The sequence below is a fragment of the Anaeromyxobacter sp. K genome, from assembly GCF_000020805.1.
Classification (GTDB): Bacteria; Myxococcota; Myxococcia; order Myxococcales; family Anaeromyxobacteraceae; genus Anaeromyxobacter; species Anaeromyxobacter dehalogenans.
In genome coordinates this window covers 3,900,788-3,914,809 of record NC_011145.1, presented here as the reverse complement: position 1 = coordinate 3,914,809, position 14,022 = coordinate 3,900,788, and the positions used below count along the sequence as shown (strand labels likewise).

The 14,022-nt window shown below is 75.2% G+C and carries 15 protein-coding genes; 11 read left to right on the top strand and 4 right to left on the bottom strand.

Annotation, left to right across the window (positions count from 1 at the left end):
- Position 1: 1 nt before the first annotated feature.
- The gene (locus ANAEK_RS17425; RefSeq protein WP_012527443.1) at positions 2-637 is read right to left on the bottom strand and encodes an ABATE domain-containing protein; all 636 of its coding nucleotides are present in this window, start codon (positions 635-637) and stop codon (positions 2-4) included.
- Between the two features lie 121 nt (positions 638-758).
- Between ANAEK_RS17425 and ANAEK_RS17420 the strand changes: the two genes are divergently transcribed.
- Positions 759-971, top strand: a complete 213-nt coding sequence (locus ANAEK_RS17420; protein WP_012527442.1) for a hypothetical protein — start codon at positions 759-761, stop codon at positions 969-971.
- 9 nt (positions 972-980) lie between these two features.
- Here the strand turns inward: ANAEK_RS17420 and ANAEK_RS17415 are convergent, their stop codons facing one another.
- The gene (locus ANAEK_RS17415; RefSeq protein ID WP_012527441.1) at positions 981-1,442 is read right to left on the bottom strand and encodes a DoxX family protein; all 462 of its coding nucleotides are present in this window, start codon (positions 1,440-1,442) and stop codon (positions 981-983) included.
- Between the two features lie 179 nt (positions 1,443-1,621).
- Here ANAEK_RS17415 and ANAEK_RS17410 point away from each other — a divergent pair, with 179 nt between their 5' ends.
- Complete coding sequence (locus ANAEK_RS17410; RefSeq protein WP_012527440.1) at positions 1,622-3,637, top strand: ATP-dependent helicase; 2,016 nt, start codon at positions 1,622-1,624, stop codon at positions 3,635-3,637.
- Positions 3,638-3,665: 28 nt separating this feature from the next.
- On the opposite strand, the gene ANAEK_RS17405 is transcribed toward ANAEK_RS17410, so the two are convergent.
- Positions 3,666-4,760 (bottom strand): sialidase family protein, encoded by a 1,095-nt coding sequence (locus ANAEK_RS17405; RefSeq protein WP_232288261.1) that lies wholly within the window; start codon positions 4,758-4,760, stop codon positions 3,666-3,668.
- A 323-nt stretch (positions 4,761-5,083) separates the two neighbouring features.
- Here ANAEK_RS17405 and rplM point away from each other — a divergent pair, with 323 nt between their 5' ends.
- Positions 5,084-5,533, top strand: a complete 450-nt coding sequence (rplM, locus tag ANAEK_RS17400; protein WP_011422421.1) for a 50S ribosomal protein L13 — start codon at positions 5,084-5,086, stop codon at positions 5,531-5,533.
- 12 nt (positions 5,534-5,545) lie between these two features.
- Entirely contained in the window at positions 5,546-5,938 is a 393-nt protein-coding gene (rpsI, locus tag ANAEK_RS17395; protein WP_011422420.1) for a 30S ribosomal protein S9, read from the top strand.
- An 82-nt stretch (positions 5,939-6,020) separates the two neighbouring features.
- Here rpsI and ANAEK_RS17390 read toward each other — a convergent pair whose 3' ends face one another.
- Positions 6,021-7,274, bottom strand: coding sequence for a phosphatidylserine/phosphatidylglycerophosphate/cardiolipin synthase family protein (locus tag ANAEK_RS17390; RefSeq protein WP_012527438.1), 1,254 nt, complete (start codon positions 7,272-7,274; stop codon positions 6,021-6,023).
- A gap of 64 nt (positions 7,275-7,338) precedes the next feature.
- Here ANAEK_RS17390 and ANAEK_RS17385 point away from each other — a divergent pair, with 64 nt between their 5' ends.
- The 7 genes from ANAEK_RS17385 to selD all read left to right on the top strand — a co-directional run bounded on the left by ANAEK_RS17385 (position 7,339) and on the right by selD (position 14,006).
- Positions 7,339-8,415 carry a lysylphosphatidylglycerol synthase domain-containing protein gene (locus ANAEK_RS17385; RefSeq protein WP_012527437.1) on the top strand — a complete coding sequence of 359 codons (1,077 nt, stop codon included), beginning with the start codon at positions 7,339-7,341 and terminating at the stop codon, positions 8,413-8,415.
- 65 nt (positions 8,416-8,480) lie between these two features.
- Complete coding sequence (locus ANAEK_RS17380) at positions 8,481-9,764, top strand: type IV pilus twitching motility protein PilT (RefSeq protein ID WP_012527436.1); 1,284 nt, start codon at positions 8,481-8,483, stop codon at positions 9,762-9,764.
- 11 nt (positions 9,765-9,775) lie between these two features.
- The gene (locus tag ANAEK_RS17375) at positions 9,776-10,279 is read left to right on the top strand and encodes a regulatory protein RecX (RefSeq protein WP_012527435.1); all 504 of its coding nucleotides are present in this window, start codon (positions 9,776-9,778) and stop codon (positions 10,277-10,279) included.
- A 60-nt stretch (positions 10,280-10,339) separates the two neighbouring features.
- Entirely contained in the window at positions 10,340-11,128 is a 789-nt protein-coding gene (locus tag ANAEK_RS17370) for an outer membrane protein assembly factor BamD (protein ID WP_012527434.1), read from the top strand.
- Positions 11,112-11,927 (top strand): hypothetical protein, encoded by an 816-nt coding sequence (locus tag ANAEK_RS17365; RefSeq protein ID WP_012527433.1) that lies wholly within the window; start codon positions 11,112-11,114, stop codon positions 11,925-11,927. The genes ANAEK_RS17370 and ANAEK_RS17365 overlap by 17 nt, the downstream gene beginning before the upstream one ends.
- Positions 11,928-12,014: 87 nt before the next feature.
- Positions 12,015-12,719: a lipopolysaccharide assembly protein LapB gene (locus tag ANAEK_RS17360; protein ID WP_012527432.1), complete on the top strand. Its 705-nt coding sequence runs from the start codon at positions 12,015-12,017 to the stop codon at positions 12,717-12,719.
- Positions 12,720-12,950: 231 nt separating this feature from the next.
- Entirely contained in the window at positions 12,951-14,006 is a 1,056-nt protein-coding gene (gene selD / locus ANAEK_RS17355) for a selenide, water dikinase SelD (RefSeq protein ID WP_012527431.1), read from the top strand.
- Positions 14,007-14,022 lie beyond the last annotated feature (16 nt).

Here is a 14,022-nt window from a genome sequence, read left to right as displayed (position 1 = left end):
GCTAGGCCTGCCGCTGCTCGCGGGAGCGGCGGTGGTGGCGCCGCGCCTTGGCCTTGTTGCCGCAGTCCTGCATCGAGCACCAGCGCCGGGTGCCGGCGCGGGTCTCGTCCACGAACAGCCAGCTGCACTCGTGCGTCTCGTAGAGCCCGCAGACGCGCACCCGGTCGGCCTCGGCGCCGGAGGTGAGCAGCTCGGCGGCGGAGAGCACCACCGGCCAGAGCGGCGCGTCGAGCGCGCCGGCGTCCACGTCCCAGGCCAGCGCGAACGCGTCGCCGCGGCGCTCCAGGCGCCGGTGCGCGAGCGCCGCGCCCAGCGCCGTCGAGAGCCGCTCCACGTCCTCGGCCGCGGGCGCGCGCCGCTCCGCCCGCGCCAGGAAGGTCCGGTACAGCGTCTCGCGCAGCGCGAGCGCGTCCGCGAAGGCGCGCTCCGCCACGGCAGGGCGCCGGGCCGCCTCGGCGAGCAGGCTCCGCGCGCTCACGTCGTCCACCGCGCCCGCCTGGCGCGCGAACTCGACCAGGTCCGGATAGCCGGCCAGGCGCTCCTTCGGCGTCACGCCGCGCATGCCGCCGACGGTGTTCGCGAAGTCGAGGCACAGGCGGCCGCCGGAGAGGTCGAACCGGAAGGGGGGCTGGGTCACGGTCGCTCCTTTAACCCGCATGATGCCACTTGACAGGTTAGATGGCCAGGGCCAAGCTGTAACCATCTAAACGCGACTTGCCGGTTATACACCCGGCTTGCCGGTTACAAGGAGAGAGGCCATGGCCCGTCTCGCGAACCCGACCGCCCCCCGCGCCGCGAAGGCCGAGGGCTGGCGAAGGCTGATGGACCTGCTGGGGAGCCTGCTGATCCTGGCGGTGTGGCTCTCGCTCTGGGCCTGGGTGGCGGTGGGCGTGGCCGCGCCGCTCGGACGGATCGGCGCCGGCGCGCCGGGGACCGCCGCGAGCGCGTCGCTGCGGACCCCGGGCGCCTGACGGGCGGGACTAGCCCTCCGCCGGGAGCGCCGAGGGGGCGCGCCCGGCGGAGCGGCGAAGGACCAGCGCGCGGTCCAGCGAGAGGCGGCCGCCGCCGGCCACGACCAGCGGGAGCGCCAGCCCCAGCGCGAGCAGGTGGTACTCGAAGCCGTCGGGCGCGAAGAACCCGTGCTGCCCGTGGACGGTGACGATGGCGCCCACCATCACCGACGCGATGCCGAGCGCGGCGAGGCGCGAGAGCACGCCGAGCACGAGCATGACCGACCCGACCGACTCGGCGAGGATCACCAGCACCGCCAGCAGCCAGGGCAGCCCCATGCCGGCGGTGAAGCCGGTCAGGGTGGCCTCCAGGCCGCGGCCGCCGAACCAGCCGAGGAGCTTCTGCGCGCCGTGCGGGAACATCACCAGGCCCAGCACGACGCGCTGGAAGAGGCGGGTGGTGGAGTCGTCGGTCTCGAGGAAACGCATCATGGTGGGGGACCTCCGGGTGTGTGGAGGGGCGTGTTCCTAACCGCGGCGGCGCGCGCCGGTGCGGCAAAACGGGGAACGGACGGTTGCGCGCCGCGCGACGGCGCGGGCGCGCGGCCGCGCCGGGATTTTCAAGTCTTGCGGGCGGCCGGCCGGCGTGCCAGATACGCGGCCCCCGCGCCATGCTCGACCTGTCCACCCTCAACCCGCCGCAGCGCGAGGCGGTGATGACCACCGAGGGCCCGCTGCTGGTGCTCGCGGGCGCGGGCTCGGGCAAGACCCGCGTCATCGCGCACCGCGTCGCCTACCTGCTGGTGCAGGGCGTGGACCCGGAGCAGGTGCTCGCGGTCACGTTCACCAACAAGGCCGCGGGCGAGATGCGCGAGCGGGTGGCCGCGCTGGCGGGCCCGCCCGGCGTGGACGTGTTCGTCTCCACGTTCCACAGCTTCGGCCTGTGGCTGCTGCAGCAGGAGCACGAGGCGGCCGGGCTGCCGCGCCGCTTCGCCATCTGCGACGCCGGGGACCAGCTCGCGCTCGTGAAGCGGTGCATGCGCGAGGTGAGCGTGGACGACCGCAAGTTCGACGCGCACCGGGTGCTCTCGCTCCTCTCGCGCGCCAAGAACGCCGGCAAGAAGCGGATCGTGCCGCGGGAGGCGGGGCAGGGCGACGACTACGACCTCGTCGCCGCCGAGGTGTACCCGCGCTACGAGAAGGCGCTCCGCGCCATGCGCTCGGTGGACTTCGACGACCTCATCGCCCGGCCGGTGGCGATGCTGGCGCACGACCCGGCGCTGCGCGCCCGCTGCCAGGAGCGCTTCCGCTACCTGCTGGTGGACGAGTACCAGGACACGAACGCCGCCCAGCTCGAGCTCTTGAAGCTGCTCGCCGGCGAGCGGCGGAACGTGTGCGCGGTCGGCGACGACGACCAGGCCATCTACGGCTGGCGCGGCGCCGAGGTGAAGAACATCCTGCGGTTCGAGCGGCACTTCCCCGGGGCGAAGGAGGTCCGGCTCGAGCAGAACTACCGCTCCACCGGCCACATCCTCGCCTGCGCCAACGCGGTGATCGCGAAGAACGCGGCGCGCAAGGCGAAGGCGCTGTTCACCGCGGGCGAGGCGGGCGAGCCGGTGCGGGTGGTGGCCATGTCCGAGGAGGAGGACGAGGCGCGCTTCGTGGCCGAGGAGATCGCCCGGCAGCGCGGCGAGGGCCGGCCCTGGAGCCACTTCGCGGTGCTGTTCCGCCTGAACGCGCTCTCGCGCCCGTTCGAGGAGGCGTTCCGCGAGGCCTCCATGCCGTACAAGGTGCACGGCGGCCCCGCCTTCTTCGACCGCTCCGAGGTGCGCGACCTGCTCGCGTACCTGAAGCTCTGCGTCCAGCCCGAGGACGACGTGTCGCTCTCGCGCGTCGTGAACGTGCCGCCGCGCGGGATCGGGGACACGTCGATGGAGCGGGTGCACGACTGGGCCATCCCGCGGAAGCTCCACCTGCTCGAGGCGATGCGCCGGGCGGCGGAGATCCCCGACCTCCCGCGCGGCGCCGCGGAGAAGATCGGCGCGTTCGTCGCGCTGGTGGACCGCTTCCAGGCCCGCTTCCGCGAGGGGCCGGTGTCGGAGGCCGCGCGCGCGCTGGTGGCGGAGGTGGACCTGTTCAGCCACGTGCGCGCCGGGGTGCAGTCGCTCGAGGCGGGATCCCGCCGCGTGGACGCGCTGGAGGGGCTGCTGCGCTCGCTCGACGGCTACGTCCAGCGCACCGCGCGCCCGTCGCTCGCCACCTGGCTGCAGCGCCTCGCGCTCGACTCGCGCGAGGAGGAGGATCCGTCGGGCGAGGGCGGGATCACGCTCATGACGCTGCACGCGGCGAAGGGGCTCGAGTTCCCGGTGGTGTTCCTGGTGGGCGTCGAGGAGGACTACCTCCCCTGCGCCGGGATCCAGGGCGAGGCCCGCGACCTCGACGAGGAGCGGCGGCTGGCCTACGTGGGCATCACCCGCGCGCGCGAGCGGCTGTACCTGACGCGCGTCGCGGCGCGATCGAAGCGCGGCAAGCTCCTGCCCCGCACCCCGTCGCGCTTCCTCGACGACCTGCCGCCGGCGGCCCACGAGAAGGTGGACCCGGCCGCGCTCGCCGCGCCGCCGCAGGACGTGGCGGCGCACACCGAGAGCGTCATGGCCGCGCTGCGCGCGCGGCTGGGCGGCCGCTGACCGTCGGGGCGCGCCCGCTCACGCGCCCTCAGGGCCCGGCCGAGGGCGCGAGCAGCACGTACCCCGCGCCGCCGGGCCCGAAGCCCTCGCAGTTCAGGACGTCCACCACCACCTCGCCGCTCGCGAGCTGCCAGTTCGCGTCGGCGCGCGCCGTGGCGTCCGGCGAGAGGCGCGCGCAGGCGAACACCTCGTCGAACGCGGCGCCGTCGGCGGACGCGAACAGGTGGGCCGACACGTCGCCGTCCGGGTACACGTCGCCGGCCGGCTCCCGGGCCGCGCCGACCAGGTAGCCGCCGCCGCGCAGCGCGAGCGCCGAGTAGCTCGGGCCGGGCAGCCGGAACCCCGCCTCGTACGCGCCGCCGAACGACAGCGTGATCACGTGGGGGACCACCAGCGTGAACGGGGAGTCGATCCCCCCGAGCAGCCCCTCGGGCGTCGCCACCGCGCGGACCAGCACGCCGCCCTCGAGCGGCCCTCGCACCAGGGCCTGGGTGCGGCCGCCGTCGAAGGAGAGGTACGTGCCGCCGACCCGGTCGCCGTAGAACAGCCAGAGCGCGCCCGTGGCCGGGTCGGCGAGCAGCCCGTGCCCGTGCCGGTGCTCGGAGGTCTCGGCGCGCACCGACCAGGTGACGCCGCCGTCGGCGCTCGCCCACAGGCGGATGGGCACGCTGTCGCCGGTGAAGGACTGGTACTCGAGCAGGAACGTCTCGCCACCCAGCTCCGCCACGCTCCCGGGGGTGAGCATCCGGTACCCGCCGAGCGACAGGACGTCGGTCCAGGTCCGGCCGCCGTCGCCGGAGCGCGCGATCACGTGGCCGGTCGCGTCGGCCGTGTCGGCGAGCAGCGCACCGCCGGAGAGGGCGGCGAGGACGCGCACGCCGCGCCCGCCCGGCGTCGGACCGCGCGGCGTCCAGGTGCGCCCGTCGGCGCTGGCGTGGATCTGCCGCGGCCCGGAGAGGTTCGTGGCGTACGCGGTCCCGTCGGCCCCGATCCCGAGGAACCGGAAGTCGGTCCCGGTGAACGACACCGCGAGCCGCGCCGGGGGCGCGCTCGATCCGCCGGTCGGGGGAGGGTTGCTCGCCGGCGGCGTCTCCGGCGGCGGCGCCGGTCCCCGATCGGCCATCCCCCCGCTCCGCCCGCTGCCCCCGCACGCGGCGAGCAGCAACACCGCGCCCAGCGCCCCGATCCGCCGATCGGCCATACGCTCCTCCCCCCAGGCCAACGTGCGCCGCGCGGCCGCGCGCGGCGCCCGCCGGCCGGGACGGCGAGCGAGGTCTTGTGGGGAAGCCCCGAAGCCGCTAGATTGCGCGGCGCTTTCCGCTCCCCTCCGGCTGGAGGCACGGCTCGCGTGCCGGGTGCCAGGACAGGGGTCCGATCACGCTTGACAACGGGGCACGCGTCCTCTAAAAGGCGCGTTTCCAAACTCGGGATTCCGCAGGTTTATCCATGTCCAAAGGCACCACGCACAGCGCCACCCGCGCAGAGGCCCTGAACGGTCGGAAGTGGTGGGTCGTCGACGCCACCGATCTCACCGTCGGCCGCGCCGCCACCCGCATCGCCTCGATCCTCAAGGGCAAGCACAAGCCGGCGTACACCCCCTCGATGGACACCGGCGACTTCGTGGTCGTGGTGAACGCCGGGAAGGTCCGCTTCACCGGCAACAAGGAGACCGACAAGGTCTTCTTCACGCACACCATGCACCCGGGCGGCGCCAAGCAGACGCCGATGAACAAGCTCCGCGAGCGGCACCCCGAGCAGATCATCGAGAACGCCGTCCGCCGCATGCTGCCCCGCAACAACCTCGGCCGGCAGATGCTCGCCAAGCTCAAGGTCTACGCGGGCGACACGCACCCGCACGCGGCGCAGAAGCCCGAGGCGCTGAGCCTCGCTCAGTAAGGACGATCGCACATGGCTATCCAGGCGAACATGACCGTCGGCCGTCGCAAGGAGGCGGTCGCGCGCGTGCGGCTCGTCCCCGGCACGGGCAACATCACCATCAACGGCCGCTCGATGGACGAGTACTTCGGCCGCGAGACCTCGAAGATGATCCTGGTCGAGCCGCTGAAGCTCGTCGACCAGATGGGCAAGCTCGACGTCTTCGTGAACGCGGCCGGCGGCGGCCTCTCCGGCCAGGCCGGCGCGATCCGCCACGGCATCAGCCGCGCGCTGGTCGAGCTGAACCCCGAGTACCGCCCGGTGCTCAAGAAGGCCGGCTTCATGACCCGCGACGCGCGCGCCGTCGAGCGCAAGAAGTACGGCCGTCCGGGCGCCCGCAAGCGCTTCCAGTTCTCCAAGCGCTAGCCGCTCCGTCCTCCGGGACCTCCACGGCCGGCCCGCGGCGACGCGGCGCCGGCCGTCGTGCGTCCGGGGCCCGCCGCGCAGCTCAGAGCCAGGGCTCGGCCACCGCGGCGCCGGCCTCGCGGAGGCGCATGGCCCTCGGCCGCCGCCGCCAGGCGCCGGGCTCGATCTCGTACGAGCGGGTCAGGTCCAGGCCGAACCGCCGCGCGAGCCCGGCGGCCGCCTCGGGCGCGTCGGTCACGATCGACGTCTCCCACAGGAACGAGAGGCTCTGCGAGTCCATGTTGGTGGAGCCGATCGCGCAGGCGCCGTCCGCGAGGATCGTCTTCGCGTGCATCATCGACGCGTCGTACTCGAACACGCGCACGCCGCCCGCGAGCAGCCGCCGGTAGGTCCGGCGCTGCCCGGCCTGCACGAGCGGCACGTCGTGCCACGGTCCCGGCGCGAGCACCCGCACGTCCACCCCGGCCCGGGCACGGGCGATCAGCACGTCCTGGAGCGAGCGATCCGGCACGAAGTAGGAGTTCGCGATCCACAGCCGGCGCCGGGCCGACGCCAGCAGCGCGTAGCTCATCCGCGCGGCCAGCGTGGCGCGCGCCCAGGCGGGCGTGGACGCGACCACCGCCACGCGGTGCGGCCCGGCCGGCGCGAGGCGCGGGTAGGCGGAGGCCGGGAGCGGCTGGCCGCCCGCCGCCTGGAAGCTCTCGTCGAAGGCGCGCTGCAGGTCGCCCACCGCCGGGCCGCGCACCCGGGCGGCCGTGTCGCGCCAGCCCTCCTCGCCCACCCCGTTCCCGAGCCAGCTCTTCCAGATCCCGAAGCCGCCCACGAACGCGGTCCGCCCGTCGAACACCAGCACCCGCCGGTGGTTGCAGCGGAACGGGTCGGGCAGCGGCGCGTGGCGCCGGATGGCGCAGCCGCTCGCCACCAGCCGCCGCTCCAGCGCCGGGTCGAAGTGCTGCGAGCCGAACCAGTCGAGCACGATCCGGCAGACGACGCCGGGGCGCCGCTCCAGCACCGCGCGGCCGATCCGCTCGGAGGGGTCGCCGGTGCCGCGCCACATGAACTCGCAGATGTGGATCGACTCGCGCGCGGTCCGGATCTCGCGCTCCAGCACGTCGAAGATCGACCCGTCCTCGAGCAGCGAGACCTCGTTCGCCTCCCGCACCGGCACGCCCACCTCGCGCTCCAGCAGCACGTCGAGCGGCACGTCGTCTGCCAGGCGGATGAACCGCCGGGCGAGCTGCTGCCGGCGCAGCCGGCGGGAGAGGTGGCCGCCCAGGGCCACCCCGAGCGCCAGCGGGAAGGCGCTCGCCAGCACTCCGTCCGTCCTCAGGCGCATGCCCGAAGGTTGGGCACGGGGCCGCGGTCCGGGCCCGCGCTCGCGCGATGACGACCTTGCCGGCATGTCGCAGCGGGGCGGCGCCGGACGGGGAGTGGTGCTCGCGGCCGCCGCCGCGGGCGGGGCGGTGCTCGTCGGGCTGGTGTTCTTCCGGCCCGAGTGGCGCGGCGGCGCGCCCGCGCTGGTCCCGCGCTTCGACCTGGCCGGGTTCGCCCGCGAGCTCCCCGCCCAGGCCCGCTGGCTCGTCCCGTTCGCGGCGATCACCGCCGCGCTGCCGGCGCTGCGCGCGCTGGTGTGGCGGGCGGCGCTCGCGCCGGCGCGGGTCCGCTGGCCGGACGCCTACCACGCCACCGCGCTCGGGGCGCTCGTGCACAACGCCGTGCCGGGCAAGCTGGGGCCGGCGGCGGCGGCGGCGCTGCTGGCCCGGTTCACCGGGCGGCCGTTCGGCGCGGCGCTGTCCTCGCAGCTCGTGGCGAAGCTGCTCGAGCTCGCGGCGGTGGTGGCGCTCGGCGCCGCGGCCGCGGCGGCGCGCGGAGGCGGGGCGGGCCGGGCCGCGCTCGCGGGCGCGGCGGCGGTGGCGGCGCTGGCCTCCGCCGCGGTGGCGCTGGCGCGACTCGGCCCGGGCGCGGCCCGCCGGCTGTCACCGCGCCACGCGCGCTGGGCCGGCCTGGTCGCGGCCGGGGCCGAGGGGATCCGCGGCCTGGCGGCGCCGGCCCGGCTGTCCCGCGCGCTCGCGCTCGGCGCGCTCCCGCCGGTGGCCGCGGCGGCGGCCTACGCGCTCCCGCTCGCCGCGTTCGGGGTCGCCGATCCGCTCGCCGGCGGCGCGGTGATCCTCGCGCTCGTCACCTTCGGCCAGCTCACCCCGGGGCTGCCGGTGGGCACCGGCGTGTACTACGCGCTCGCGGCCCTGGGCGCGCGCCGGCTCGGGGCCGGTCCGGCGGACGCGGCCGCGCTCGCGGTGCTCACGCACGCCGCCACGGTGCTGACGCTGCTCGCGGTCGGCGCCGCGTCGGCGGCCGTCCGCCGCGACGCGCTCCGCGAGGTGCTGCGGCGGGCGCGGGCGGCGCGCCGGGGCGCCGGGCCGGGCGGGGACGCCGGCGGCGAACCGGTGGCCGGGCGCCGCTCACGCGCGCCTACATAGGCGCCGCGCGCCGGGGTCCGTCCGATTGGATCCGCCGGATCACGAATGTTACCCTCGGCACCGCGATGGAACTCAACGAGATCCTGCAGGTCGCGCTCCGCGCCGGCGCCTCGGACATCCACCTGAAGGCGGGCCTCCCGCCGATGTTCCGCGTCGACGGCTCGCTGGTGCCGCTGAAGGACGCCCGCCGCCTGCCGCCCGAGGAGATCGCGCGGATGGGCTTCGGGATCATGAACGAGTACCAGAAGGAGAAGTTCAAGCAGACGAACGAGGTGGACCTCGCCTACGGCGTGCCCGGCCTCGGCCGCTTCCGCGTGAACGTCTTCCAGCAGCGCGGCACGCTCGGCGTGGTGCTCCGCGTCATCCCGTTCCGCATCCAGAGCATCGAGCAGCTCATGCTGCCCAAGATCCTGGAGAAGGTGGCGGGCGAGCAGCGCGGCCTGGTGCTCGTCACCGGCACGACCGGCTCCGGCAAGTCCACCACGCTCGCGGCGATGATCGACCACATCAACGCGACCGAGACCTGCCACATCATGACCATCGAGGATCCCATCGAGTTCCTCATCCGCGACAAGCGCTCGATCGTGAACCAGCGCGAGGTCGGGGTGGACACGATGAGCTTCGGGCAGGCGCTGAAGAGCGCGCTCCGGCAGGACCCCGACGTCATCCTGGTGGGCGAGATGCGCGACCTCGAGACCATCGAGACCGCGCTCACCGCGGCCGAGACCGGCCACCTGGTGATGTCCACCCTGCACACGCTCGACGCGACCGAGACCATCAACCGCATCATCTCCGCGTTCCCGCCGTACCAGCAGAAGCAGGTCCGCCTGCAGCTCGGCTCGGTGCTGAAGGCGGTGATCTCGCAGCGCCTGGTGCCGCGCGCCGACGGGAAGGGGCGCGTGCCGGCCATCGAGGTGCTGCTCGCGACGGGGCGCGTCCGCGAGCTCATCGAGGACAAGGACCGGACGAAGGAGATCACCGACGCCATCTCGCAGGGCCACACCACCTACGGGATGCAGACCTTCGATCAGTCGCTCATGGCGCTGCTCCGCTCGAGCCTCATCAGCTACGAGGAGGCGCTCCGGCAGGCCACCAACCCGGACGACTTCGCGCTGCGCGTCTCGGGCGTGAGCGGCACCTCCGACTCGAAGTGGGACTCCTTCGAGAAGCCGGCCGAGGCGGGCCCCGCGGCCCGCGCGCCGGCGCCCGGCCAGCCCGCCGCGCCGCGCCCCGCGCCCGGCGCGCCGCTCGGGCGGCTCGCGTCCGGCGCCGCCCCCCGGCCCCCCGCCGCGCCCCGCGCCGGCGGCCAGGGCGGGCCGGACGACGACTTCCAGATCGAGCGCTTCTAGCGCCGCGCCCCGTGCCGCCCCCCGGGCAGACCCCGCTCGCGCGCGCCAAGGCGATCGCGCTCCGCCAGCTCGCGTCCCGCATGCGCACCGAGGCGCAGGTCCGCGCGCGCCTGGCGCGCGACGGCCTGGAGGCCGAGGCGGACGAGACCGTGGCCTGGCTGCGCCGGCTGGGCTACCTCGACGACGCCGCCTACGCCCGGGCCCGGGCGCGCTCGCTGGTCGCGGGCGGCAGGCTCGGGCCGCGGATGGCGGAGCGCCGGCTGGTGGGGGAGGGGATCGGGGCGGGCGAGGCGCGGGCGGCCGTGGCCGCGGCGCTGGCCGGCGAGGCGGGGGAGGATCCCCGCGCCGCCGAGCTGGCCCTGTGCCGCGCGCTGGCGGAGCGCCGGGCGCGGGGGCGGCCGCTCGCGGACCTCGACGCGGCCGCGCGGCGCCGCCTGTCGCGCTTCCTGCTCGGGCGGGGCTTCTCCGGGGCGGTGGTGGCCCGGGCCCTGGGGATCTACGAGGACCAGGACTGAGCCCGGGGCCGCCCCGGAACGACTGCGCGCCGGCCGGGCCTCTGCTATCTTCCGGGCCCCATGCGCCGGAACCTCGCCCTCGCCGCCGCCCTGTCCGCCGCCGTGGCCCTCGCGGCGTGCGGCACCAAGCACACCACCTTCACCGGCGGCCTGAAGCTCGGGAAGACGCCCGAGGAGAACTACCAGGCCGGCATGGACGAGCTGAAGGCGGACAACTTCACCGAGGCGGTGAAGTTCTTCGAGTTCGTGAAGACGAAGTACCCGTTCTCGAAGTTCGCGGCGCTCTCCGAGCTGCGCCTCGCCGACGTGAAGTTCAAGCAGGACCGGTACCTGGAGGCCGCCGAGGCCTACAAGCAGTTCGTCCAGCTCCACCCCACCCACGAGGACGTGGACTACGCGGAGTACCGCTCCGGCCTCGCCTACTTCAAGGACGCGCCCGGCGACTTCGCGCTGTTCCCGCCGGCGTCGGAGAAGGACCAGCGGCAGGCGGAGAAGGCGGTGCAGGTGCTGACCGACTTCGTCCAGACCCGGACCCAGTCGAAGTACCTGGCGGACGCGAAGAAGGTGCTGGCCGAGGCCCAGACCCGGCTGGCGGCGCGCGAGTGGTACGTGGCCGAGTACTACTACAAGCGCTCGCGCTGGGCGGGCGCCGCGGGCCGGTACGAGACGCTCGTGGACAAGTACCCGGGCTCGGCCCATGAGCCCGAGGCGCTCTGGAAGCTCGCCAGCGCCTGCCTGAAGATGGACGAGAAGCACCGCGCCCGGAAGGCGCTCCAGACGCTCATCGTGAAGCACCCGGGCGACGCGCGCCGGGCCGAGGCCGAGAAGCTCCTTGCCTCGATCCGCTGAGCCGCCCGCGCCGCCGCCGGCGCGCCCCCCGCCGTTCTCCCCCGGCTCCCGCGCCGCCCGCCGGCGCGCCCGCGCCGCGAAGGTCGGCGCCCCCTACCTCGTCCCGCTGGCGCTCGCCGCCGCCGCGGCGCTGCTGCTGTGGCGCTACTGGGACCGGATCGCCGGCGCCGACCTCGCCATCTCCGCCGCCAGCCCCGAGACGCAGGTGCGCGAGGCGCTCCGTCACCAGGAGCGCGCGCACCTGAACGACGTCTACGGCTTCAAGTCCGGCGGCACCGCCGAGCTGGTCCCGGTCCGCTTCGCCGAGGTCGCGGTCCAGGTGGACGGCGATCGCGCCTCGGTGCTGGCCATCGTGGAGGCGGACGGCCGGGTGACCTGGCGCGACGAGCACGCCGAGGTCTCCTACGTCGGCCGCGAGGCGTTCGCGATGACCCGCTGCTCGATCGCGCTCTGGTGCGGCGACGGGCAGCAGTTCGCCGGCCTGCGCGGCGTGCTCACGGCGCTGTTCCGCCGCGAGGACGCCTGGAACGCGGGGGACGCGGCCGCGCTGGAGCGGCTGGTCGCCGAGGGCCACGCCGGCGACCCCGCGGCGCTGGGGGCGCGGCTCCGCGCCGAGCTCGCCGCCGCGGCGGGCGGGCGGGTCCGGATCTCCGCCTGGCAGATCCGGGTGGAGCGCGACCGCGCCGAGGTGGGCGAGGACTACGAGCTGGTCCGGGAGGGTCGCGCCGCGGAGCGCCGCCGCGCGCGCTACGTGCTCGCGCGCGAGGGCGAGCGCTGGCGGTTCGTGGACGGGCTGTGAGCGTCCGCGCGGCGCGCGCGGCCGGTGAACGGCCGCTCGGGGCGGGCCGCGGTCTGGTGTAGACTCGCGCGCCGGGAGGCCCCGACCATGGAAGACACCTTGAAGCAGGCCCTCGCGCTCGGACGCGGCTACTACCTCAAGAAGGATTACGGGCTCGCCGAGCAGTACCTGACCGAGGTCGTCGAGCAGAACCAGTCGTTCGCCGACGTGTACAACATGCTCGGCGTCATCTACCACGACCAGGGGCAGTACCAGAAAGCGCTGCGCGCCTTCGAGGCGGCGCTCCGGATCAACCCCGGCTACACCGACGCGGCGCTGAACCTCGCCGTCACGTACAACGACACCGGCAAGTACCGCGAGGCGCAGGAGACGTACCGCCACGCGCTGTCGCGCTCGGGCGCGCAGCACGGCAAGCTCGATCGCTTCGTGCAGGGCAAGCTCGCGAACATGTACGCCGACATCGGCGACGTGTACCTCTCCTCCGGCCTGTACGCCGAGGCGATCGCCGAGTACCGACGGGCGCTCGCGCTCGGGCCGGCGTTCGTGGACGTCCGCGCGAAGCTCGCCGGCGCGCTGCGCGACGCCGGGGAGCGCGAGGCGGCCATCGCCGAGTACGAGGAGGCGGTCCGGCAGGCCCCGAGCTACGTGCTCGCGCGCCTCAACCTGGGCCTCTCGCTGTTCACGGTGGGTCGCAAGGACGAGGCGGTGGGGCACTGGCAGCGGGTGCTGGAGATCTCGCCCGGCAACCGCAACGCCGAGATGTACCTCCAACTCGCGGCGGGGCAATCGTAACGGGGCTGCGCCCCGCCCCACGGAGCGGAGCTCCGCGGGGCCCCCACCCTGCTGCGCGGGTCCCGTGACCTCGCGCGCCCGCTGACGCGGGTGCGCGCGAGGTCCCCGCGGGCGCGGCTGCGCCGCGCGTACGGGGCTGCGCCCCGCGCCACGGAGCGGAGCTTCGCGGGGCCCCACGGGCCTTCGCTCGGCAGCGTTGCCGCGGGACGGCGGGGACGATATGTCCGGGGCATGAGCGAGGCCGACAAGACGGTGCGGCTGACCAGCCTGAGCCACGGGGCGGGTTGAGCCTGCAAGATCCGCCCAGCGGATCTGGCGCAGGTCCTGCGCCGCCTCCCGGCCGTCGACGATCCCAGGGTGCTGGTCGGCCACTCGACCCGCGACGACGCGGCCGTGTACGCGCTCGACGCCGAGCGCGCGGTGGTCGAGACGGTGGACTTCTTCACGCCGGTGGTGGACGACCCGTACTGGTTCGGCCGCATCGGCGCGGCCAACGCGTTCTCCGACATCTGGGCCATGGGCGCGCGGCCGCTGTTCGCGCTCAACCTGGTCGCCTGGCCGGTGAAGACGCTGCCCATGGAGATGCTGGGCGAGGTGCTGCGCGGCGGCGCCGAGACGGCCCGGCTCGCGGGCGCGCCGGTGGTCGGGGGCCACAGCATCGACGATCCCGAGCCCAAGTACGGCATGGCCGTGACCGGCCTCGTCCACCCGGACCGCGTCCTCCGCAACGTGGGCGCGCGGCCGGGAGACCGCCTGCTCCTCACCAAGCCGCTCGGCTCCGGCATCATCACGACCGCCATCAAGCGCGGCATCGCGCCGGCCCCGATGATCGACGCGGCCGTCGAGGTCATGTCCGCGCTGAACCGCGCCGCCGGCGAGGCGCTGGCGGAGAGCGGCGCGGTCCGCGCGCTCACCGACGTCACCGGCTTCGGCCTGCTCGGCCACGCCTGGGAGATGGCGGAGGGCTCGGGCGTCGCGCTGCGCCTCCACGCCGGCGCGGTGCCGGTGCTCCCGGGCGTGCTCGACCTCGCCGCCAAGGACGTGCTGCCGGGCGGCTCGAAGGCGAACCTGGCCTGGGTGATGCCCGCGCTGCGGGTGGCGCCCGGGGTGGCGGAGGCGCTCCCGGCGGTGCTCGCCGACGCGCAGACCAACGGCGGCCTGCTCGCGGCGGTGGACGGCGCCCGGGCCGGGGCGGTGCTCGAGGCGCTCCGGGCGGCCGGCGTCGCGGCCGTCGAGGTGGGAGAGGTGCTCCCCGGCGACCCGCCGCGGATCGAGCTCGTCCCCTAGCCTCTGCTACAATCCG

Excerpts from the sequence above, each read along its gene's own strand:
- ANAEK_RS17420 (WP_012527442.1), top strand. The coding sequence starts at position 759 with ATGGCCCGTCTCGCGAACCCGACCGCCCCCCGCGCCGCGAAGGCCGAG.
- ANAEK_RS17415 (WP_012527441.1), bottom strand. The coding sequence starts at position 1,442 with ATGATGCGTTTCCTCGAGACCGACGACTCCACCACCCGCCTCTTCCAG.
- ANAEK_RS17410 (WP_012527440.1), top strand. The coding sequence starts at position 1,622 with ATGCTCGACCTGTCCACCCTCAACCCGCCGCAGCGCGAGGCGGTGATG.
- ANAEK_RS17405 (WP_232288261.1), bottom strand. The coding sequence starts at position 4,760 with ATGGCCGATCGGGGACCGGCGCCGCCGCCGGAGACGCCGCCGGCGAGC.
- rplM (WP_011422421.1), top strand. The coding sequence starts at position 5,084 with ATGTCCAAAGGCACCACGCACAGCGCCACCCGCGCAGAGGCCCTGAAC.
- rpsI (WP_011422420.1), top strand. The coding sequence starts at position 5,546 with ATGGCTATCCAGGCGAACATGACCGTCGGCCGTCGCAAGGAGGCGGTC.
- ANAEK_RS17390 (WP_012527438.1), bottom strand. The coding sequence starts at position 7,274 with ATGCGCCTGAGGACGGACGGAGTGCTGGCGAGCGCCTTCCCGCTGGCG.
- ANAEK_RS17385 (WP_012527437.1), top strand. The coding sequence starts at position 7,339 with ATGTCGCAGCGGGGCGGCGCCGGACGGGGAGTGGTGCTCGCGGCCGCC.
- ANAEK_RS17380 (WP_012527436.1), top strand. The coding sequence starts at position 8,481 with ATGGAACTCAACGAGATCCTGCAGGTCGCGCTCCGCGCCGGCGCCTCG.
- ANAEK_RS17370 (WP_012527434.1), top strand. The coding sequence starts at position 10,340 with ATGCGCCGGAACCTCGCCCTCGCCGCCGCCCTGTCCGCCGCCGTGGCC.
- ANAEK_RS17360 (WP_012527432.1), top strand. The coding sequence starts at position 12,015 with ATGGAAGACACCTTGAAGCAGGCCCTCGCGCTCGGACGCGGCTACTAC.